At 47.8% G+C, this 21024-nt stretch carries 11 protein-coding genes and 3 pseudogenes; 6 read left to right on the forward strand and 8 right to left on the reverse strand.

The features are described 5' to 3' along the window. Positions 1 to 8 precede the first annotated feature (8 nt). The 6 genes and pseudogenes from HUX74_RS03605 to HUX74_RS03630 all read left to right on the forward strand — a co-directional run bounded on the left by HUX74_RS03605 (position 9) and on the right by HUX74_RS03630 (position 10451). The gene (locus HUX74_RS03605; protein WP_117601172.1) at positions 9 to 1013 is read left to right on the forward strand and encodes a LacI family DNA-binding transcriptional regulator; all 1005 of its coding nucleotides are present in this window, start codon (positions 9 to 11) and stop codon (positions 1011 to 1013) included. Positions 1014 to 1032: 19 nt separating this feature from the next. Further along, positions 1033 to 2406 carry an MFS transporter gene (locus tag HUX74_RS03610; RefSeq protein WP_174646225.1) on the forward strand — a complete coding sequence of 458 codons (1374 nt, stop codon included), beginning with the start codon at positions 1033 to 1035 and terminating at the stop codon, positions 2404 to 2406. Between the two features lie 218 nt (positions 2407 to 2624). Next, complete coding sequence (locus tag HUX74_RS03615; RefSeq protein ID WP_174646226.1) at positions 2625 to 4937, forward strand: family 65 glycosyl hydrolase domain-containing protein; 2313 nt, start codon at positions 2625 to 2627, stop codon at positions 4935 to 4937. A 118-nt stretch (positions 4938 to 5055) separates the two neighbouring features. Then, positions 5056 to 6108 carry an efflux RND transporter periplasmic adaptor subunit gene (locus HUX74_RS03620; RefSeq protein ID WP_174646227.1) on the forward strand — a complete coding sequence of 351 codons (1053 nt, stop codon included), beginning with the start codon at positions 5056 to 5058 and terminating at the stop codon, positions 6106 to 6108. 5 nt (positions 6109 to 6113) lie between these two features. Beyond that, the gene (locus tag HUX74_RS03625; protein ID WP_174646228.1) at positions 6114 to 9143 is read left to right on the forward strand and encodes an efflux RND transporter permease subunit; all 3030 of its coding nucleotides are present in this window, start codon (positions 6114 to 6116) and stop codon (positions 9141 to 9143) included. Between the two features lie 34 nt (positions 9144 to 9177). Continuing rightward, a pseudogene (locus tag HUX74_RS03630) lies at positions 9178 to 10451 on the forward strand (TolC family protein). Positions 10452 to 10541: 90 nt separating this feature from the next. Here the strand turns inward: HUX74_RS03630 and HUX74_RS03635 are convergent. The 8 genes and pseudogenes from HUX74_RS03635 to HUX74_RS03670 all read right to left on the reverse strand — a co-directional run. Further along, the gene (locus tag HUX74_RS03635; RefSeq protein WP_117601166.1) at positions 10542 to 11777 is read right to left on the reverse strand and encodes a sodium ion-translocating decarboxylase subunit beta; all 1236 of its coding nucleotides are present in this window, start codon (positions 11775 to 11777) and stop codon (positions 10542 to 10544) included. Further along, positions 11777 to 13615, reverse strand: coding sequence for a biotin/lipoyl-containing protein (locus HUX74_RS03640; RefSeq protein ID WP_117601165.1), 1839 nt, complete (start codon positions 13613 to 13615; stop codon positions 11777 to 11779). Before HUX74_RS03640 ends, HUX74_RS03635 begins: the two co-directional genes overlap by 1 nt. Before the next feature lie 39 nt (positions 13616 to 13654). Continuing rightward, on the reverse strand, positions 13655 to 13912 hold the full coding sequence (locus HUX74_RS03645) for an OadG family protein (protein ID WP_035449540.1): 258 nt from the start codon (positions 13910 to 13912) through the stop codon (positions 13655 to 13657). A gap of 194 nt (positions 13913 to 14106) precedes the next feature. Then, the gene (locus HUX74_RS03650) at positions 14107 to 14589 is read right to left on the reverse strand and encodes an HU family DNA-binding protein (RefSeq protein ID WP_035449543.1); all 483 of its coding nucleotides are present in this window, start codon (positions 14587 to 14589) and stop codon (positions 14107 to 14109) included. 451 nt (positions 14590 to 15040) lie between these two features. Further along, positions 15041 to 18085, reverse strand: a complete 3045-nt coding sequence (locus tag HUX74_RS03655; protein ID WP_117945448.1) for a DEAD/DEAH box helicase family protein — start codon at positions 18083 to 18085, stop codon at positions 15041 to 15043. Then, entirely contained in the window at positions 18082 to 18615 is a 534-nt protein-coding gene (gene rhuM / locus HUX74_RS03660) for a RhuM family protein (protein WP_117966268.1), read from the reverse strand. The genes HUX74_RS03655 and rhuM overlap by 4 nt, the downstream gene beginning before the upstream one ends. A 7-nt stretch (positions 18616 to 18622) precedes the next feature. Then, a pseudogene (locus HUX74_RS03665) lies at positions 18623 to 20490 on the reverse strand (site-specific DNA-methyltransferase). 36 nt (positions 20491 to 20526) lie between these two features. Continuing rightward, positions 20527 to 20739, reverse strand: a pseudogene (locus HUX74_RS03670) (type III restriction endonuclease subunit R); the annotation flags it as partial. Positions 20740 to 21024 lie beyond the last annotated feature (285 nt).

Consider the following 21024-nt stretch of genomic DNA (forward strand, 5'->3'; position numbering starts at 1 on the left):
ACTATACCATGAATAAACCGCAGATTACCATCAAGGATATTGCCCGGGCGCTGAATGTCTCCCCTTCTACCGTGTCAAGAGCGCTGAAAGACAATCCGGACATCAGCAAGGAAACTCGTGATCTTGTCCATGCCTATGCGCGCGAACATAGCTATAAGCCCAATGTACTGGCTGTAAACCTCCGCGCAAGCCGCAGCAATACCATCGGCGTCATTGTTCCCCAACTGGTACACCACTTCTTTTCCTGCGTATTGAGTGGAATTGAGAAAGCAGCGGCGGATGCCGGATATAATATCATAGTGGCGCAGAGCAGCGAATCGTACGAGCAGGAAGTGAAGATTGTGCATTCTTTCCTTGCCGCCCGTGTCTGCGGAGTCATCGCTTCACTTGCCAAGGATACTTCCAAATACGACCATTATCAGGAGCTGCTGAACAACGACATTCCCATCGTCTTTTACGACCGTATATGTACGGGGTTGAAAACCGAGCGAGTGGTGGTGGACGACTATGCCGGCTCCTTTGCGGCCGTGGAATACATGATACAGACCGGATGCAAGCGTATTCTTTTCTATAGTGCGGCTCCCCACCTGGAGATTACCAAGAATCGCCGGAACGGCTACCTGGATGCCATGAAGAAGTATAAAATTCCAGTGGATGACAGCATGATTCTGTTGTGCGACACCCGTGAACGCGCCATCTCCATCACTCCCGACCTATTGGAAAGCGAAAACCGCCCTGACGGTTTCTTCGCCATCAACGACGAGACAGCTTCAGGCATACTGTATGCCTGCAAACTGGTCGGCATAAAAGTTCCCGATGAAGTATCCATCTGCGGATTCACCGACGGAGCCATTGCCCAAAGCACCGACCCGAAGCTGACTACTGTGGAGCAACATGGCGAGGAAGTAGGTAAAAGCGCTTTCAGCATTCTAATCGGAAAGCTGGAGGGAGAAGAGAAAAGCAACAACAAGATAGTACGTACCAATCTGGTGATAAGAGGAACAACGAAATAATAAAACATATTGAACCATCATGAAAGTAAAACCCGATTTAAGTTTCTGGAAGCTGTGGAACATCAGCTTTGGTTTTTTCGGCGTGCAGATTGCATATGCTTTGCAGAGTGCAAACATCAGCCGTATCTTTTCCACTTTGGGTGCAGACCCGCATAATTTGAGTTATTTCTGGATCCTGCCGCCGTTGGCAGGTATCATTGTACAACCCATTGTGGGAGCCGCCAGTGACAAGACCTGGACACGCTTCGGACGGCGCATTCCTTATCTGTTTATAGGTTCGTTGGTGGCCGTACTCGTCATGTGCCTGCTACCCAATGCCGGAAGCTTCGGCATGGCAGTAAGTACAGCCATGATTTTCGGTCTGGTATCGCTGATGTTCCTTGATACCTCCATCAATATGGCCATGCAGCCCTTCAAAATGATGGTGGGCGACATGGTGAATGAGAAACAAAAAGGACTCGCCTACTCCATCCAGAGTTTTCTATGCAATGCAGGTAGCCTGGTGGGTTATCTCTTCCCGTTCATCTTTGCATGGATTGGCATCAGCAATACAGCTCCCCAAGGAGTAATCCCCGCCTCGGTTATTTACTCATTCTACATCGGAGCGGCCATCCTTATCTTCTGCGTCATCTACACTTCGATCAAAGTAAAAGAGATGCCGCCTGCCGAATATGCAGAGTATCACGGCATCACCGAAGAAGAGGAACATGAAAAGACCAACATGCTGAAGCTGCTCATCAACGCTCCGAAAGCATTCTGGACTATCGGACTGGTACAGTTCTTCTGCTGGTTTGCCTTTATGTTCATGTGGACTTATACCAACGGCAGCATCGCTGCCAATGCTTTCGACGCTCCTACAGTAGAGCACCTGGTAGATGGTGTGACCAAAATAGTACTCGACACCAAGAGCCTGCAATATCAGAATGCCGCCGACTGGGTAGGCGTACTGTTTGCCGTGCAAGCCATCGGCTCTGTGCTTTGGGCCATCTGCATACCGATGTTCAAGGACCGCCGCTGCGTCTACTCACTCAGCCTTGTTCTGGGAGGTATAGGTTTCATTTCCACCTACTTTATGCACAATCCGTATATGTTGTTCATTTCCTTCCTGCTGATAGGTTGTGCATGGGCTGCCATGCTGGCACTGCCGTTCACCATCTTGACCAATGCACTGAGCGGAGGACATATGGGTACCTACTTAGGTCTTTTCAATGGTACCATCTGTATTCCGCAGATTATTGCGGCAGCTTTGGGCGGCATCATCCTTGCCTTGTTTACTCCCAAAGGAGGACTGCCTCCTGAAATCAATATGCTTGTGTTAGCAGGAGTCATGCTGATAATCGGTGCTTTCTGTGTATATTTAATCAAAGAGACCAAAGGAGAGAAAGCAAACTAAGAATCACCCCCGAAGTACTCTGAGACGGAAATATTGACCGACACCGGGCAACATTCCACCTGACACCGGGGAAAGCATCGTTCGGTACCAAGGAACGATACTTTCCCGGTGTCTTTTTGATGTCTTTCCTTGCCTTTCTTTATTTTTGTCCTTACTTTTCTTCTTTATTTCCGCATATTGCTTAACTTTACGGCGATAACTACAGAAAACACGTCGTCATGAAGAAATACCTCAAGACCGATGAATGGAATATCATCGAAGACCAATTCCACCCCGACCGTCAACGGATGTCGGAAAGTATATTCAGTCTCGGAAACGGACGTTTCGGGCAACGGGGGTATTTTGAGGAGCCTTACAGCAGTGACAGTTACCGTGGTTCATTTGTGGCCGGCATCACTTTCCTGGACAAAACCCGCGTAGGATGGTGGAAGAACGGATTTCCCTCATATTACACCCGCATACCCAAGGCTGCCGACTGGAGCCGTATCAACCTGCGCCTCATCGATGAGGAACTCGATTTGGCAGGCTGGGATGTCGACAGCTTCAACCGCCGCCTCGACATGAAAGAGGGTATCTCCTACCGGGACATGGAGGTGACCTCTCCCCGGGGAAACCAGCTCCGCATCCATATAGAGCACATCACGGATATGGCAAGACCCAACCTCTGTCTCATCAAGTACAGTGTGTCCTCCATCAACTATACCGGTAGAATCTCACTCGTGCCCATCCTTGACGGGAATATCGTGGACGATGCCGACCTGCCGAACCTGAAAATATGGAACATCCTGCGTTCCGGTTCTACCAGCGACTGTGCCTACCTCTGGACACAGACCCGCCGGGAAGATGCACAAGTGTGCTACGCCATGACTTACCAATTCTTCAAAAACAACAAGGAAACCACTGCCAATCCCATACGGATAGAAAAGGAAAAGCAGACCGGTTTCAGCGTAGGTGCCGACGTAAAACCCGGAGACAACGTGACACTCATCAAATACACCGCCATCGCTTCTTCTCTTTACCACGAACGGAGTGAATTGGTGGAGCACTCCATGACCGAGGCACGCGAAGCCAAGAACATAGGCTGGAATACGCTGGTAGAAGAGCATCGAAGGGCCTGGCAGGAAATCTGGGACGAAACGGATGTCGTCATCGAAGGGGACCCGGAAGCACAGCAAGGTATCCGGTACAACATATTCCAGCTGTATCAGACTTACCGGGGAGATGACCCGCGCCTGAACATCGGCCCCAAAGGATTCACCGGAGAAAAATATGGCGGCAATACCTATTGGAACACGGAATTGTGTTGTGTACCGTTTTTTCTGCTCTCCACTCCCAAAGAGATTGCAAAGAACTTGCTGGCATACCGGCACAACCAGCTTCCCAAGGCCATAGAAAACGCCCGCAAACTGGGTTTCAAGGACGGTGCAGCGTTGTTTCCGCAGGTAACCAACAACGGAGAGGAATGCCACAGCGAATGGGAAATAACCTTCGAGGAAATCCATCGCAACAATATCATTGTTTATGCCATCGTTCAGCATGCAGTACTGACGGGTAATATGGACTATATCGCCCAATATGGCCTGGAAGTTATGATTGCCGTCAGCCGCTTCTGGAGCCAACGGGTATCCTTCTCCCAACCCAAACAGAAATATGTCATACTGGGAGTTACCGGCCCGGATGAATACGAAAACAATGTGGACAACAACTGGTACACCAACTATTCCTGCATACAATGCCTCAAGATGACCCTCCGTTTTCTGGAAATGATAGCACAGCAATATCCGGACGAATATGCCCGCATACGCCGCATCACCAATCTCGACCAAGTAAAGGAAAGCGCCCGGTGGAGAGACATCATCGAACACATGTATCTGCCGGAAGACAAGGAACGGGGAATTTTTATCCAGAATGACGGCTATATGGATAAAGTACTGGAAAGTACAGATAACATTCCTGCCGAAGAACGCCCCATCAACCAACATTGGTCATGGGACCGCATTCTGCGCTCTTGCTACATCAAGCAAAGCGACGTGTTGCTCGGACTTTACCTTTATTATTTCTATTTCGACACGGAAACCGTCCGCCGCAATTTCGAGTTCTATGAGCCGATGACCGTACACGAATCCTCCCTTTCTCCCCACATCCATTCCATCCTGGCTGCACGCATCGGCAAAGTGGAAAAAGCTTACCAGCTTTTCCTGCATGCCACGCGGCTTGACCTGGACGACTACAACAACGAAGCGGACCAAGGTCTGCACATAACCAGTATGCCCGGCAGCTGGCTGGCCATTGTACGCGGATTTGCAGGTATGCAGGTGCTGAAGGAGACATTGTGTTTCTCCCCCGTCATACCGCAAAAATGGGACAGCTATTCATTCAAGGTGAATTATCTGAAAAACACACTTCACATACGGGTAGGAAAAGAAATCGAAATCTCGCTTACAGCAGGCAGCAAAGTGGACATACAAGTCTACGGACACCCATATACGCTGGAACGGGGGACGGAATTAAAAATTAATGTGCTCATGTAATTAACCATATTGGCACATTAAATCATCATTTATCCTATAACCGGGAGAACATTTGGTTGTTTTCCCGGTTTTATGTTTTTATATATACCTGAACGAATAACTATATACTTGTTTACCAATGAAAAAAATGTTTCTTTTCGCCCTGGTCATGGCGTTGCTCATCACGTCGTGCGGGCAAAAACAAAAGGGTAACAATACCCTTATCCGACCGGTGAAGACTTCGCAAGTCAGTTCACAGTCGGTTATCCGCAAAGACTTCTCCGGAATGGTGGAAGCCGTGGAATATGTGAGACTTGCCTTCCGCGTCAGCGGACAAATCATCAGTCTCCCGGTTGTAGAGGGACAGCGGGTAAAGAAGGGGCAACTGATTGCCGCCATCGACCCACGCGACATCTCCCTGCAATATGCAGCCGACAAAGCTGCCTACGAAACAGCTGCCGCACAAGTGGAACGTAATAAACGGCTGCTTGGCCGCCAGGCTATCTCTGTGCAGGAATACGAAATCAGCGTAGCCAACTATCAGAAAGCAAAATCCGCTTATGAGTTGTCCGGCAACAATATGCGGGATACGCGGCTGACAGCCCCTTTCGAAGGTTCCATCGAAAAACGGCTGGTAGAGAACTATCAGCGTGTCAATGCGGGAGAAGGGGTTGTACTACTGGTAAATACACAGAAACTACGAGTCAAGTTCACCGTACCGGATGATTATCTCTATCTGCTCCGTGCCAAGGACGTAAAGTTCAAGGTGGTGTTCGATAGCTACCCCGCAGAGGCTTTCGATGCCAGAATGGAAGAGTATCTTGACATCTCCACAGCAGGAACGGGTATTCCGGTGACAATAACAATTGACGACCCGCACTTTGACCGTGCACGTTATGACGTAAAACCGGGATTCACATGCAAAATAAAGCTGGCATCGGATGTCACTCCCTTCCTGGAAGAAAAGCTGATGAATGTACCGTTAAGTGCCGTATTCGGTAACAGTGAAAACCAGAAAACGTATGTATGGGTGGTGGAAGGTAATAAAGTCAGCCGTCGCGAAGTGAGCGTTTATTCTCCAACGGGAGAGGCAAACCTGCTTATCTCTAAAGGGCTGGAACCGGGAGAAACCGTTGTGACGGCCGGAGTATACCAGCTGACAGAAGGAGAAAAGGTAAAAATTGATAATTAAACAACATGAATCTAGCCAAATATTCATTAGACAACACGAAGATAGTCTACTTCTTTCTGGCTGTGCTGCTTATCGGCGGCATACTGTCATTCGGCAGGTTGGGAAAGAAGGAAGACGCACCTTTCGTCATCAAGTCGGCAGTCATCATGACACGCTACCCGGGAGCGGAGCCGGCAGAAGTGGAACGGCTCGTCACCGAACCCATCTCCCGAGAAATACAGTCGATGAGCGGCGTCTACAAGATAAAGTCAGAGTCTATGTACGGACTCTCCAAGATAACCTTCGAACTGCAACCGTCACTCTCTGCCGCATCCATTCCGCAGAAGTGGGACGAACTGCGGCGCAAAGTGCTCAACATACAGCCCCAACTGCCCACAGGCTCTTCTGTGCCGACCGTCTCGGATGATTTTGGAGACGTTTTCGGCATCTATTACGGCCTGGTGGGTGACGACGGTTTCTCTTATGAAGAAATGAGAAACTGGGCGGAACGAATCAAGACACAAGTCATCACGGCAGACGGTGTGATGAAGGTAGCCCTTTTCGGTACACAGACAGAGGTCATCCATATATTCATCTCCGTAAACAAGCTGGCAGGAATGGGTATCGACCCCAAGCAACTGGCCAGCCTGCTGCAATCGCAGAACCAGATTATCAATACGGGTGAAATCAGTGCTGCAGAACAACAGTTACGCATCGTGGCCAACGGTACCTACACGACTGTCGATGATATCCGCAACCAGGTTATCACTACCTCCGGCGGACAAGTCAAGCTGGGCGACATCGCCATCATTGAAAAGGGATACATGGAACCTCCCGGCAATATCATGCACGTCAACGGAAAGCGCGCCATCGGTATCGGCATCTCCACCGACCCTACAAAGGATGTGGTAAAAACCGGTGAACTGGTAGACCGGAGGCTTACCGAACTCATGCCCCTCATCCCCGTGGGACTGGAACTGGAAAGTCTGTATCCCGAAAACGTGATTGCCCAAGAAGCCAACAACGGGTTCATCATCAATCTGATAGAATCCATCCTGATTGTGATTGTAATCATCATGCTGGTGATGGGCATGCGTGCAGGAGTACTGATTGGCTCTTCCCTTATATTCTCTATCGGAGGCACACTGCTCATTATGTCGTTTCTTGGCGTAGGTCTGAACCGGACCTCCCTCGCCGGATTCATCATAGCCATGGGAATGCTGGTGGACAATGCCATCGTGGTGACAGATAATGCCCAGATTGCCATTGCCCGCGGCATCGACCGCCGGAAAGCGCTGATAGACGGTGCCACCGGTCCCCAATGGGGATTACTGGGAGCAACGTTCATTGCCATCTGTTCGTTCCTGCCACTGTATCTGGCTCCCTCTTCTGTAGCCGAAATCGTGAAACCACTATTCGTAGTGCTGGCCATTTCCTTGGGATTAAGTTGGGTGCTGGCGTTGACACAAACCACTACATTCGGCAACTTCATACTGAAAGCAAAGGCTAAAGATGGTGGTAAGGACCCATACGACAAGCCTTTCTACCATAAATTCGCCTTCATCCTCGGCACACTGATACGCAAGAAGGCGTTGACCCTTGGAAGCATTACAGCACTGTTCATCCTCTCCCTTATCGTCATGGGACTGATGCCCCAGAACTTCTTCCCTTCTTTGGACAAACCCTACTTTCGGGCAGATGTATTCTATCCGGACGGGTACAGCATCCGTGAAGTAGAAACCGAAATGAAAAAGGTGGAAGCGCATCTGATGCAGCAGCCGGAAGTGAAACGGGTATCCGTCACATTCGGCAGCACGCCGTTGCGTTACTATCTGGCCTCCACTTCCGTCGGCCCCAAACCGAACTTCGCCAATATCCTGGTAGAAGTAACGGACAGCAAATATACCAAGGAGCAGGAAGAGAACCTCGATGCCTACATGAAGGCCAACTATCCCAATGCCATCACCCGTACCATGTTGTTCAAGCTCTCTCCTGCCGTAGATGCAGCCATCGAAATCGGGTTCATCGGCAATAATACAGATACGCTGGTCATGCTGACCAACAAGGCTCTGGACATTATGCACCGTGACGGTGAACTTATCAACGTGCGCAACTCCTGGGGCAATAAGATACCGGTATGGCATCCCGTTTACAGTCAGGAGCGCGCACAACCGTTGGGTATCTCCCGGCAAAGCATGGCACAGAGTATCCAGATCGGTACGAACGGCATGGCACTTGGAGAATACAGGGAAGGAGACCAGGTACTTCCCGTTCTGTTGAAGGATAAAACCATCGACTCTTTCCGCATCAACGACTTGCGTACACTCCCCGTATTCGGCACTGCACGCGAAACAACCACTCTGGAACAAGTCATCAGTCGGTTCGACTTCCAGTACAAGTTCTCCAATGTGAAAGACTACAACCGGCAGATGGTGATGATGGCACAGGCCGACCCACGCCGCGGTGTGAATGCCATTGCCGCCTTCAACCGCATATGGAAGCAAGTGCAAGAGGAGATTGAAGTACCCGAAGGTTACACCATGAAATACTTCGGAGAGCAGGAAAGCCAGGCAGAAAGCAATGCCGCACTGGCAGCCAACCTGCCGTTGACATTCTTCCTTATGTTCGTCACCTTGCTGTTTCTGTTCCGCAGCTACCGGAAGCCGATTGTTATCCTGCTGATGCTGCCGCTTATCTTTATAGGTATTGTACTGGGACTGGTGGTATTGGGGAAATCATTTGACTTTTTCTCCATCCTCGGCTTGCTGGGGCTGATTGGAATGAATATCAAGAATGCCATCGTGCTGGTGGACCAGATTGATACGGAAACCGCTGCCGGAAAAGCACCGCGTGAAGCCGTTATCGGTGCAACGACCACCCGTATTGTCCCGGTGGCCATGGCATCGGGTACCACTATCCTGGGAATGTTGCCGTTATTGTTCGATGCCATGTTCGGCGGCATGGCGGCAACCATCATGGGTGGTTTGCTGGTGGCCTCGGTATTGACGCTATTCGTGCTGCCGGTGGCTTATTGCGCCATTCATAAAATCAAGTGAGAGAACATTCAACAATTTACAGTTTACCAATTGAATGATGAAAACAAAGATACTTATTCTATCATTACTGTGCTCCGGACTGAATGCCGGGGCACAACAAGCATATCTGAGCCGCGAAGAATACCGCGACAAGGTAGAAGCATACAGCCAGATTCTAAAACAACAGCATCTGAAAACATTCGCCAGTACCGAGGCACGCAAGATTGCCTCCACCGGTTTCCTGCCCCAGATTGACATCATCGCCGAGGGTACCGCCAATCTCAATCATCTGGACCAATGGAACAGTCCGAAAGGAGACTACCGCCCTTATACCTATCAGGCACTTGCCACCTTGACGCAGCCGCTTTATACCGGAGGTTCCCTAATAGCCCAAAAGAAAGTGGCGCAAACCGAAGAGGCACTGGAGCAACTAACCACAGAACTGACCCTCGACCAGATACACTATCAAAGTGACGCCGTCTATTGGAATGCCTCTGCCGCCCGTGCCGGTCTGAAAGCCGCGGCTACCTTTCAGGATATTGTACAACAGCAGTACGACATCATCCAAGACCGCTTCGATGACGGCGCCATCAGCCGCACAGACTTGCTGATGATTTCCACCCGGCGTAAGGAGGCCGAATTACAGTACATCAAGGCACGCCAAAACATACCCTTGCCCTGCAAAAACTGAATATCCTTATGGGCTCGGAACCGGACGCTCCCATAGACAGCATAGCCGAAATAGATATACCGACTGCCCCCATCATCCCTTTGGGCCTGGATGATGTGCTGCCCCGCCGGGCAGAATATGCCAGTACCTCCGTGAACATCGCCCGCAGTGAAGCGCAACGGCATGCCGCCCTCAGCCGCTACAATCCACAAGCCAGCATGTTTCTCGCTACCGGTTGGGATACGGGAATCGCCTATATGGGGCAGAATGTACCTCATACTCCCGTCGCAGGGGTCAACGTCAGCATCCCCATCTTCCGTTGGGGAGCCCGCTTCAAGACAAACCGCCAACAGAAAGCCTATATCGGCATACAGAAGCTGCAACAAAGCTATGTAACGGACAATATTCTGGAAGAGCTCTCCGCAGCCACCACAAAGCTAACGGAAACTGAACAGCAAGTCAAGACGGCCCGGGAGAATATGACACTTGCCGAAGAGAATCTAGACCTTGTCACCTTCTCTTATAATGAAGGAAAAGCCAGCATGGTAGATGTACTGTCCGCACAACTCTCATGGACACAAGCACACACCAACCTGATTGATGCGTATCTCGCGGAAAAGATGGCGGTAGCTGAATATTGGAAAGTGGTCAGCGAATGAAATGCCCCTCAACGAAAAAGATAAAGAAACTCCGGCATGGCTTTGTAAAGCCATGCCGGAGTTTCTTTATCTTTCCCCTACTGACCAGGTTTATCCCAAGAATGAAATCAATACACCAGCCGCAACAGCCGACCCGATTACACCGGAGATATTACTGGACATACAGTAATTCAGCACATGGTTTTTCGGGTCATATTTCGTTGCAATCTCATTGCAGACGCGGCTTGCCATGGGCACGGCACTCAGGCCGGTAGCACCAATCAGTGGATTGATCTTCTTCTTGCTGAATAGGTTGAACAGCTTCACAAAGAAAATACCTCCCGTAATGGACAATGCAAATGCCAGGAAACCGCCAATCACAATACCGATGGTTGTCCAATTCAGGAATGCCTCACTAGTCATCGTGGCGCCAACGCTCAATCCTAAAAAGATGGTAGCTGCATTCATGATACTATTAGCAGCAGCGTCGAACAAGCGGCTTGTATCAGAACCGATTTCCTTAATCAAATTACCGAACATCAACATACCAATCAAAGGTACTGCCGTAGGCACAAATAAAGCAACAATCGTAGTCACTGCAATCGGGAAGATAATCTTCAATACACGCAGATTCTTAATCTCGATTTTCGAAGGATACAGCTTCTCCTGCTCCTTCATGTTAATCATCAATTCCTTCTTGGTACAGAACAACTTCACCACCATCGGAATGATGACCGGTACCAGCGCCATATAAGAATAAGCAGCAATGGCAATCGGTCCCAACAGATGGGGAGCCAGCTTGATGGTAGTAAAGATAGCCGTAGGGCCATCGGCACCACCGATAATGCCCAACGCACCCGCTTCCTGCGGAGTGAACCCTATCATCACAGCACAAAGCAGTACGGTGAAAATACCTAACTGCGCAGCCGCACCGAATATGGAGAGACGCAAGTTACGGAGCATCGGACCGAAGTCCGTCAGCGCACCCACCCCCATAAAGATGACAGGTGGCAGGAATCCGGTCTTAATCAGCATATAATAGATGAAGTTCATCAGTCCAAGGTCGTGCGCTATTTCGTGCAACGGCATCTCCCAGATATTCTTCATCACCCCGCCTACCATGACCATTCCGTTTTCATCCGCCTGAATCACACCCATCTCGCCGCCAGGAAAGTTGGCGATGAGTACACCGAAAGCGATGGGTACCAGCAACAATGGTTCATAGTGCTTCTTGATGCCCAAATAAAGCAGGATAAAAGCGATGGCATACATCACGAGGAACGACGGATCAGCAATGATATTGCTGAAGGCCGTCATATCATAGAGTTTTGCAAATATATCTTCCATTATCCTATCTTCATTAATACATCATCTTCAGAAACAGAGTCACCCGGATTGACACAGATGGCAACAACCGTTCCATCAAAGTCTGCACGGATGGCATTGTATGTCTTCATAGCTTCGATATAGCAGAGAAGATCGCCACTCTTCACCTTGTCACCCACTTTCAACGGGGTTTCTTGTGCATTCTTCGTCAAGAAGAACTTGCCTTCGAGCGGAGCCGGAATATCCTGACCTTCGCCTACGGGAGGAGCAGTCACCTTCTCGGTAGCCGAAGCGGGCAGGTCAATGTCACCATAAGCCACCGTTACGCGGTAGGCCTGACCGTCCACCTGCACGGTGAGCGTCTTGGGTTTGGCATCGTCCAGCGGAGATTTGTCACGTTCAGCACGGCGTTTCTCCACATCCTCCAGGAAGTCCTGCTTGGCCTTGCCACTCTTGTAAGCCTCGTATTGAGCCGGGTGCATGGCGTATTCGAAAAGCTCTTCGTCGTCCTCGCCCAATTCCCATTTGTTTTCCTTCATCAGCTTGCGGTACTTGTCCAAAGCATCGGGATAGTTGTCTTGCGGATTGCCGGTGAAGAATTTACGTCCTTCGCGCTCTGCTTTCTCAATAAGCTCAGGAGCCAATTCACCCGGCAACTTACCGGCTTTGCCCAGCAGCATATCCCAAATATCATCGGCAATCATGCCCCAACGTTCCTTGCCCTTCTCCATAGCAATGACGTTCATCATGGAGAGATTCTTGACATACTGGCTAAACGGAGTCACCAATGGCGGATAACCTACACGCGGCCAGACGTATGCCACTTCGTTGAACAACTTGATGAGCAATTCATCCTGCTTCATGAAGGGCAGGTTGCGTTTTGCCTTATATTTGTTAATGGATTCCAAATTGGACTCCAGGTCTGCCATCAAACTGCCCATCATGCCGCCCGGAAGTCCAGGACCAATCAGCAGGGAGTTCATCAAACGGTTACGCGGGCTGATGTACAAGCCAAGGAAATCATCCATAAATTCCTGGATGAGGGCACGTACCTTCATATATGCCTCCATGTTGATTTCGGGCACCTGGAAGCCTGCATCTTTCAGCATAGCCTGCACGCTGAGCAGGTCTGCATGTCCTGTACCCCATGAAAGCGGTTCCATACCTACATCAATATAGTCGCAACCTGCCTCGCACACTTCAAGAATGCTTGCCATATTGAAGCCGGGCCCCGCATGACTATGGTACTGGATAGGAATATCGGGATGTGCCGCCTTGATATTGGCCACAATCTTACCCAGGGAAACCGGACGTCCGATGCCTGCCATATCCTTGATGCAAATTTCATCGGCACCAGCCTTGATAAGCTTCAAAGCCATGTTCGTGTAGTATTCTACGGTATGGATAGGTGAATGGGTGATGCAGAGCGAACATTGGGAAATCATTCCGGCATCGTGTGCATAACCAATGGAAGGAATGATATTGCGAGTATCGTTCAGACCGCAAAAAGTACGCGTGATGTCCGTACCTTGCGCTTTCTTCACCTTATAGAACAGCTTGCGTACATCGGCGGGCACGGGACTCATGCGGAGGCCATTCAAGGCACGGTCCAACATGTGAGTCTGGATACCGGCTTCGTGGAACGGCTTCGTCCATTCGCGCACGGCTTTATTCGGATTCTCCCCAAACAGCAGATTTACTTGTTCAAAACCTCCGCCATTGGTTTCCACGCGCGCAAAACAACCCATCTCAATGATAGCGGGAGCTACTTTCACCAGCTGGTCAACACGGGGTACATATTTTCCGGCACTCTGCCACATGTCCCTGAATACCAAGCTGAACTTAATTTCCTTTTTCATACTAAATTATTCGGTGTGTTTTTATATAAGATTATTATTTCAGATTTTTTCTACCTTAGCAACTTTACCCTTACCTTGTGTCACTACTGTTACGGCTGCACTGATAGCTGCCAGAATATTACCGGGGACAGGTGCAGGACCATTTGCTGCAGCTTTGGCCGGTACCACTTCTTCGGGTGCATATTTGTTCACAAGTGCAATGAGACATTTTCCTAAGTAGATAACAATCAGCAGGATAGCAAAGACTGTTGCCATACCTACCACCATTAGCAGAAGTGCTATGTTCAAGTTTTCCATATTATAAATTATTAGTTATTCCGTAGGATTTAAAAAAAATCGTTCGAAATTAGCGATTATCCGTTAAAGAAAGGTGGTAAAAAATAATAAAAGATGCTAAAACGTCACTTCCCGCACTACCGGAGAGGTGGTACGGGAAGTGTATAATACCCCATTTATGTCAAGAAAAGAGGCAATTGGCGGGATGGGAAAAATCAGCCCAGCGGGTTCTCTCCCTGATCGCCGTCGTTGCCGCCCTGGTTGCTGCCACCTTGATTGCCACTGTCAGAAGAAGGAAGCTTGCCCCACTCTTCCCAAACAATCTTCGTATTCACCATGCTGCGGGTAATCACCTGACGGCCACTATTACGCTCCACTTCGGGCAAAAAACGGACACGTACTCCGTTAATCAGCGAAGCGCTTACCTCCGCAGCCGTCGACACTCCTCTTTTAGTAGAGGTGGCAGTATAGTAGAAGGTGCCGACACCGTTTATCTTCACAGTACGTCCCTGCCCCATGAAATTGCTCAATACACGCCCCAAGTTCTCCATCACCGCATACGTGTCACCACGGGTCACGGTAGAAAGAACAGACAGCTCGTCTGCCACTTCACGGGTAGTAACCGCCTTGCCCCAGGTTACTGATTGAGGATACCACAAATCGTTTACTTTTTTCTGAACTCTTTTAAAAAATGCCATAATCGTAATGTTTTAAATGATTAATTAATAATGTATATCCGGTTTCTCTTGTCTCACCCGAGAAGCAGAAGTTTTCATCGTGAGGCCTCAACGATTCAGCCGTCTGCTTTTCTCAAATTCGATGTTGCAAAGTTAGGGCGGGAAACAAGGGAAAACAAGAAAATGGCATCTACAACCAATTTTCATAAATCACTCAAATACAAACAATTACAAAAATAACATCTCTACAAGAAGAAGGGGGAAATAAAGCTGAAATAAGAAGAATAAGGTGATAATCTCTACAAGCTATACACGCAAACTTCTGATAATGAAGGCACCTATATCTTCCGGTCTCTACAAGATAGTTACTATAAGCTATTCTTTGCAATATGACATCATTTAGAGTTTATGCCAGTGAAAAGAAAGAATGCACACATAGAGAGAATGTGCCTCTCTACGTGTTTGGCTGATTTTACTTTGTTACTGCATTATACAAATCCTGGTAGGTTTTCACCACACTATACGCCACATCGCCAGTGCTGATAGCTGCAAAGTGGCGACGGGCGCACTCTATCTTGGCATCCTCGGCACGGCGAAGTTGTGATACTTCGATGTCGTTGCCTTTGGTTTCTGCCACGAAATAGACGTGCTTCACGGAATCTTCTCGAAAAGCTACAGCCCAGTCGGGATTATATTTGCCCATCGGAGTGTTGATGTAGAATCCACCGGGCAGTTTGCTATATACCACCACATCATCCTCAGCTTCCAGCGACTCGGCAAAACTCTTTTCGATACCTTCACTATCTACCACTACAAGATCGTAAAGCGACTTGGTACTTTCGATAGCATTCTTGCCAAGTGTACCACGCAGCGTAGCTTCCTCAAAGATGCCAGTACCAAAAGTTCCAGCACATTTCTCATACTGGATGTGTTGGATGAGCGAGATAGCCTTACAATCGTTGATGATGCGACCGGCTTTGATGATGAACTCTTCTGGATTCAGCTTGAACTGATGGAAAGTCGCATGATTAACGCCTTTCAGCATTTCTACAATGGTGCGGCGAGTTAGACCGGTGGATTGCACGAGTTCACCTACCAAGTCGTAAGTTACTTCTGCTCCAATAACTTCCGTTACCCGAATGGTTTTCACTGTAGCGGCACTCATGGCTGCTCCGGCTTCCAATTCTTCGCGGTCACGGATGCTTTCCATACCGCCACTCTCCACTACAATACGGATTTCTGTCACATTCAGGTGCTTGTCGAGTGCATCAATGGCACTCTTGATGAGTTTTGACGTTTCAAAACTCACGTTATAGTAGGTACGTGTATTGATGCGCCGCCACAACTCTTGCCACTCTTTTTTGTTGAAGTTGTCTTTCACTAAGTGAGCCTCCGTTTTATTACGTCCATTGGCTGGTTTGAAGGCATCGGGATTGAACACTTTATCCAACTGTTTGATGATAAACGAATGTAGATTTTCCACCTCACCAAACTGGAGCGAATCGGCTTTCTTTTCGTCAAAGTACTTTTGCGTGAGCTTGCCCTTCTTGATGTAACCTTGGACTATCAGTTCTTCGTGGATTTCCACGGCCTGTTCGGTCGTAATCTTTATGCTGTGTCCATCTTGTGTCTGTGCCAGTTGGTCGGCAAACAGTGTGGCTGTCACCACTACCGGACGGCTGGCACAGGCTTCTGCCATATCGGTTTGCAGCTTCTTGGCAAAGTCGTCATAGCTCTCGCTGGCAATAACGGTCAGGATATTGGTGTCGAACACATGGTCACCCAATACGTCGGCATCTTGACGTTCGCCCTTATCGTTGACGCATAGGCGCATACCACGACCCACCTCCTGACGTTTCTTGATTTCGTTGGAGGTATCTTTCAACGTACAAATCTGGAACACATTAGGATTGTCCCAACCTTCCTTCAAGGCCGAGTGAGAGAAGATGAAGCGAATGGGGCAACTTTGGCTAAGTAAGCGTTCCTTATCCTTCATGATAAGGTCGAAACCACGTTCTTCGTTTTCGCCTTCCTTATTCTTCGATTCCACGTTCTTCCCTTTTTTATCAATAGAAAAGTAACCATCGTGAATGTTTTCGGGCGCATTCTTCGGATTGGAAAGGAAGCGAGTGTAGGCGGTATCCTTAAAGGTAGACATAAGCTCTTGCAAGGCACGTTGGTATTCCTCTTCAAACATCCGTGCAAATTTCCCCTTCTCTGCCGTGTCCTTACCGTAGATGCGGTAACTATCCACATGATCGATAAAGAAGAGCGAAAGCACCTTGATGCCGCGAGCAAAAAGTTGGCGTTCACGTTCCAAATGAGTCTTGATGGTTTCACGTATCTGGTGGCGACGGAGAATATCCTCATTCACGCTGCCCACCACCTCACCGGGATGAAGCGTCAGTCCGTTGAGGAAATGCACGGTATTGGTCAATCCGTCTATACATTCCACTTTAAAGTTATTGGCATACTCCTGCAAACCACCGCTTTGCTCTTTAAGATCGAACCCTTCGCCGACCAAGCGAATGGTCTGGCGTGTGCCATTGGCAGTCTTGACATCGAAGCCCAATCGAGCTTGTGGATTGCCTTTGCTAATGACGATTTCATCCAGATAGACATAGCTATTGGTAGCTGTAGAACCCACTTGATGCACACTGCGTACCTCTATTTTTTTCACCAGCTTCTTGTTGTAAGCGTCGATGGCATCGAGGCGATATACTTGGTTGAATATTTCACGGTGCGTGGCACTATAAAGTAAGGTAAAGAGCGGGTTAAACAGTTTGATACCTTTTCGTGTGGCATTACTTTTATCCGTTCCCAACACGCTTTGCGGCTCGTCAATAATTAGGATGGGATTCGTTTTTGCCAAGATGTCAATAGGCTTTCGCGAACCGAACTCATCACGACGTGAGAAGATGATACGGGCTGCGGAATCACCTGCGCGACCTTCCTTGTTTTTATCCTCGTTAAGCGAAGCATTGAAAGCCTGCGTATTGATAATCATTGCATGAATGCCGTTATCCGAAGCAAAGGCATCAATCTTAGCGAGCTGCTTCGAGTTGTAGATGAAGTATTGCATGCGCTTACCATATTCTCCAGCAAAGTGCTCTGCCATACTCTCAAAACTCTTGAACACGCCTTCGCGGATGGCAATACTGGGCACTACAATCACAAATTTCGACCAACCATAGCGGGCGTTCAGCTCATACATGGTCTTGATGTAGGTATAGGTCTTACCCGTACCTGTTTCCATCTCGATGGTAAAGGTACGTCCGTCTCCCTCCAGATGCTCCACGGGATTCAATCCTTCTGCCATCTGTATGCCACGCACATTCTCGCAAATGCTTTCATTGTCAAGTACAAGGGGAAAATTGCCGAAACCGTCGAAGTTGAGCGCACCAAACTTGTTCAAGAAGGTGCGGCTGCCATCGTGTTTGGGTTGCCCCTGAAACACATCGCTCACGCATTTGGCGGCTTCCGCTTGAAAGCGTTGATGTTTATATCTTATTTTCACTTTTTGCCTCCTTTCTTACTTTTGTCACTAATCGCCTTGATAGCGTTCAAATAATCTTGCTCCACATCGCTGAGTGTGCGCTGTTTATATTTACGATACTCAGTAGCGGCATGATCCATCGCTTCTTGATGGGATACTAGGCCTCCATCCAGTAGGAGTTGTTCTCCAGTTGAGGTGAGTATGCGATCCAGATAGTTTGCCCAATCGTTCATGGTCATGGGTTGCTCTTTCTCGGCTTGGCTTTCTGCGAAATCAAGTAAAGCGATAATCATATCAAGATTATAGAAGGTTGTCATGTATGACTTACCATCTGTGGCAGTTGTTCGGCATTTCCGAACAACTGAGTCCTCTTGTAGTTCGCCTTCTTCGAAAATGTGCTTAATATGCTCACTTACATTTGATTTACTCGTATGATACAGCTCGCACATCTGCGCTTGAGTAAGCCATAAAGGATCTTCCTCAAGTTTCACATCTATCTTTGTCAGACCGCCATTGTCTGTATAGATTAGTATTTTGTTGTTCTCTTCCATGGACACGTCAAATTACTCTGATATTATTAAACGCATCATTATCCGACCAATCCAAGGATTGCTTGAACTGCTCATAAATATTGATTTTCTGAGCATCTTCCTTGAAGCAGGCATCACGGAAAAGTACACGCAAGGGACTCTTGTCGGCCATCGCAGTTACTACCTTATCGGTAATGCCCTCGGAAAAGCAAGCCACAAGTTCACCTTCGTTGACAGTATAGATGGTACAACCGTCCATGGTTTCTGTCTGCAAGGGCAAATCCAAGCGAACACCCCATGCCAACATCGAACCATAGAGTAGGTCAAGGTCAGTACGATCGCGCTTGATATTATAGGCAAAGAGGTCAAGCTGGTCTTGCTTGTATTCCTTGGGTGAAAGTGATACTTTCTCGTAGTTGCTTTCGTCAAGGCGGTAGACACGGAAACCAGTGTCGAGGTTTTGGGTAGTAAGCGAGGAATCTGCTTTTATTTTTGCACCGGAACGACGGATGCGTTCTTTGGCTATCTCAGGGATAGTGGCGTAGCCTGCCTTACGTGCTTCGCTATCTTCTGGTGTTTTTTCGGGAAGCTGAACGCAGATATATTTTCTGTTACCTCCGTCTTCGGCGTTGAGTTGCATTACAGCATGGGCAGTGGTGGCAGAGCCTGAGAAGAAATCGAGAATAAGTGCATCTTTATCAAAATGAGTCATCATCTTGAGCATCCTTATCAAGAGATTTATACTTTTGGGATTGTCGAATGCTTTGCAGCCCATTAATTTCTGAAGATATGAAGTTGCGGAAGAAGTTAAGAAATCTGTATCCCACCAAGTCGTAACTTTTTTTCTTGATTGTCGAGCCTGTTCTTCGTAATACTTCTTCTGGAGATTGTTCTCTGTGACAATAAGCAGTCCATTATCATACAGTTTCTGCATGGTCTCTTTTGAATATCTCCAATATCCTTCAACACCCATAAATTCGTAAAAAGGATTACCTTTCTTTGCTCCACCAGGACCATCTACAGGTGCCAATTTATATTTTCCCTTATCGTCTTCTCGATCAAATCCGTCTAATACTGGGTCTTCTCCTATATTCTTTTGTTGAGCAAACACCTCATTTATTTCTTTGGCATAAAACGCAATGTGATTGTGATTTTCAGATATTATTCTATCATTAGAAACAGAGGCTCTATGCTTATGGCAAATATCAGCAATGAAATTATGCTCGCCAAAGACTTCATCACATATTTTGATGAGATTTGCATTCTCATCATCACCTATCGAAATAAAGATAACTCCATCCTCCGTGAGCAGAGAACGAGCCACCAGCAGACGACTATAAATCATACTGCACCAATCCGAATGAAACTTACCATTCGTATCGGAATTCTTCCTGAAGCGATAGCCCAACTCGTCCACATTGCCGGCTTTGAAATCCTCTTCGGCAGCAGTGAGAGCAAATCGTCATGATACACAAAGTCATTGCCAGTATTATAGGGTGGGTCGATATAAATCATCTTCACCTTACCCATATATGAGCGTTGCAAGAGTTTGAGCACTTCCAGGTTATCACCTTCGATATAGATATTCTTCGTATTGTCCCAATCCACGGAATCTTCCACCACCGGGCGTAATGTCTTATCGGTTGGTTTGGCAGCCTCCGCACGAGCGGCATTCTTACCTACCCATGTAAACTGATACATCTCGCCATCGCCGTCTGTGACATAGTCGCCAAGCAACCGGCGAAGCACCTCGAAGTTTACCTTTCGGGAGATTTCACCAGTCTTGTCATCACGTACTTCGGTAAATGCCGAAGGTGCTATCTGATAGAGCGCATCAAGATTGAGTTGCGTTCCGTCTGCGGAGTTCAAATCCAAATGTTTTAATATGTCAGTCATATATCTTGTTTCTTAATTGTTTTCTAATGTTTTAAGTTTCTCTTTCTTTGATTTGTCCTTGATGAAAGTAGGAGACGTGAAAATGAAACGCAATTGTTCCACTTGCTCCAATTCTTCTTTCAATGCTTCGTAGGCATAGATGGAGAATGAAGCCGCAGCAATAGACACAAAAGTACCTTTGGATAACCGTCCTTTGATGTCATCCACTACACGTTCGTTTATATTGTTTATTAATTTGGAATGTTTCATCCTCGTTCTATCAGACCTTAGTTCCGCGGCACTTTACAAAACAATTATTTAAAATACTGAGCAATAAAATATTGCCCAGTACTTTGCCATGTCAGAAGATTCACTTAAATTAGTGCTGCAAAAAAAGCACAAGAAATCCTCAACAAGCATGACAAAAATAAGCATAAAATCCGGTAAACTCACTTCTTTTGGAGGGATATTTTTAATTATGGAGCAATTTGATTCTATGCTCTCATCCGTAATCAATTCAACACTTTAGCAGTCCAATAGAAAGCGAACTATTGA

Origin of the sequence: Bacteroides sp. Marseille-P8574 (assembly GCF_902825465.1) — a bacterium.
Classification (GTDB): Bacteria; Bacteroidota; Bacteroidia; order Bacteroidales; family Bacteroidaceae; genus Bacteroides; species Bacteroides uniformis.

Coding starts and splice junctions, on each gene's coding strand:
- rhuM (WP_117966268.1), bottom strand. CDS start 18,615: ATGGAAGAGAACAACAAAATACTAATCTATACAGACAATGGCGGTCTG.
- HUX74_RS03620 (WP_174646227.1), top strand. CDS start 5,056: ATGAAAAAAATGTTTCTTTTCGCCCTGGTCATGGCGTTGCTCATCACG.
- HUX74_RS03640 (WP_117601165.1), bottom strand. CDS start 13,615: ATGAAAAAGGAAATTAAGTTCAGCTTGGTATTCAGGGACATGTGGCAG.
- HUX74_RS03650 (WP_035449543.1), bottom strand. CDS start 14,589: ATGGCATTTTTTAAAAGAGTTCAGAAAAAAGTAAACGATTTGTGGTAT.
- HUX74_RS03635 (WP_117601166.1), bottom strand. CDS start 11,777: ATGGAAGATATATTTGCAAAACTCTATGATATGACGGCCTTCAGCAAT.
- HUX74_RS03625 (WP_174646228.1), top strand. CDS start 6,114: ATGAATCTAGCCAAATATTCATTAGACAACACGAAGATAGTCTACTTC.
- HUX74_RS03615 (WP_174646226.1), top strand. CDS start 2,625: ATGAAGAAATACCTCAAGACCGATGAATGGAATATCATCGAAGACCAA.
- HUX74_RS03610 (WP_174646225.1), top strand. CDS start 1,033: ATGAAAGTAAAACCCGATTTAAGTTTCTGGAAGCTGTGGAACATCAGC.
- HUX74_RS03605 (WP_117601172.1), top strand. CDS start 9: ATGAATAAACCGCAGATTACCATCAAGGATATTGCCCGGGCGCTGAAT.
- HUX74_RS03645 (WP_035449540.1), bottom strand. CDS start 13,912: ATGGAAAACTTGAACATAGCACTTCTGCTAATGGTGGTAGGTATGGCA.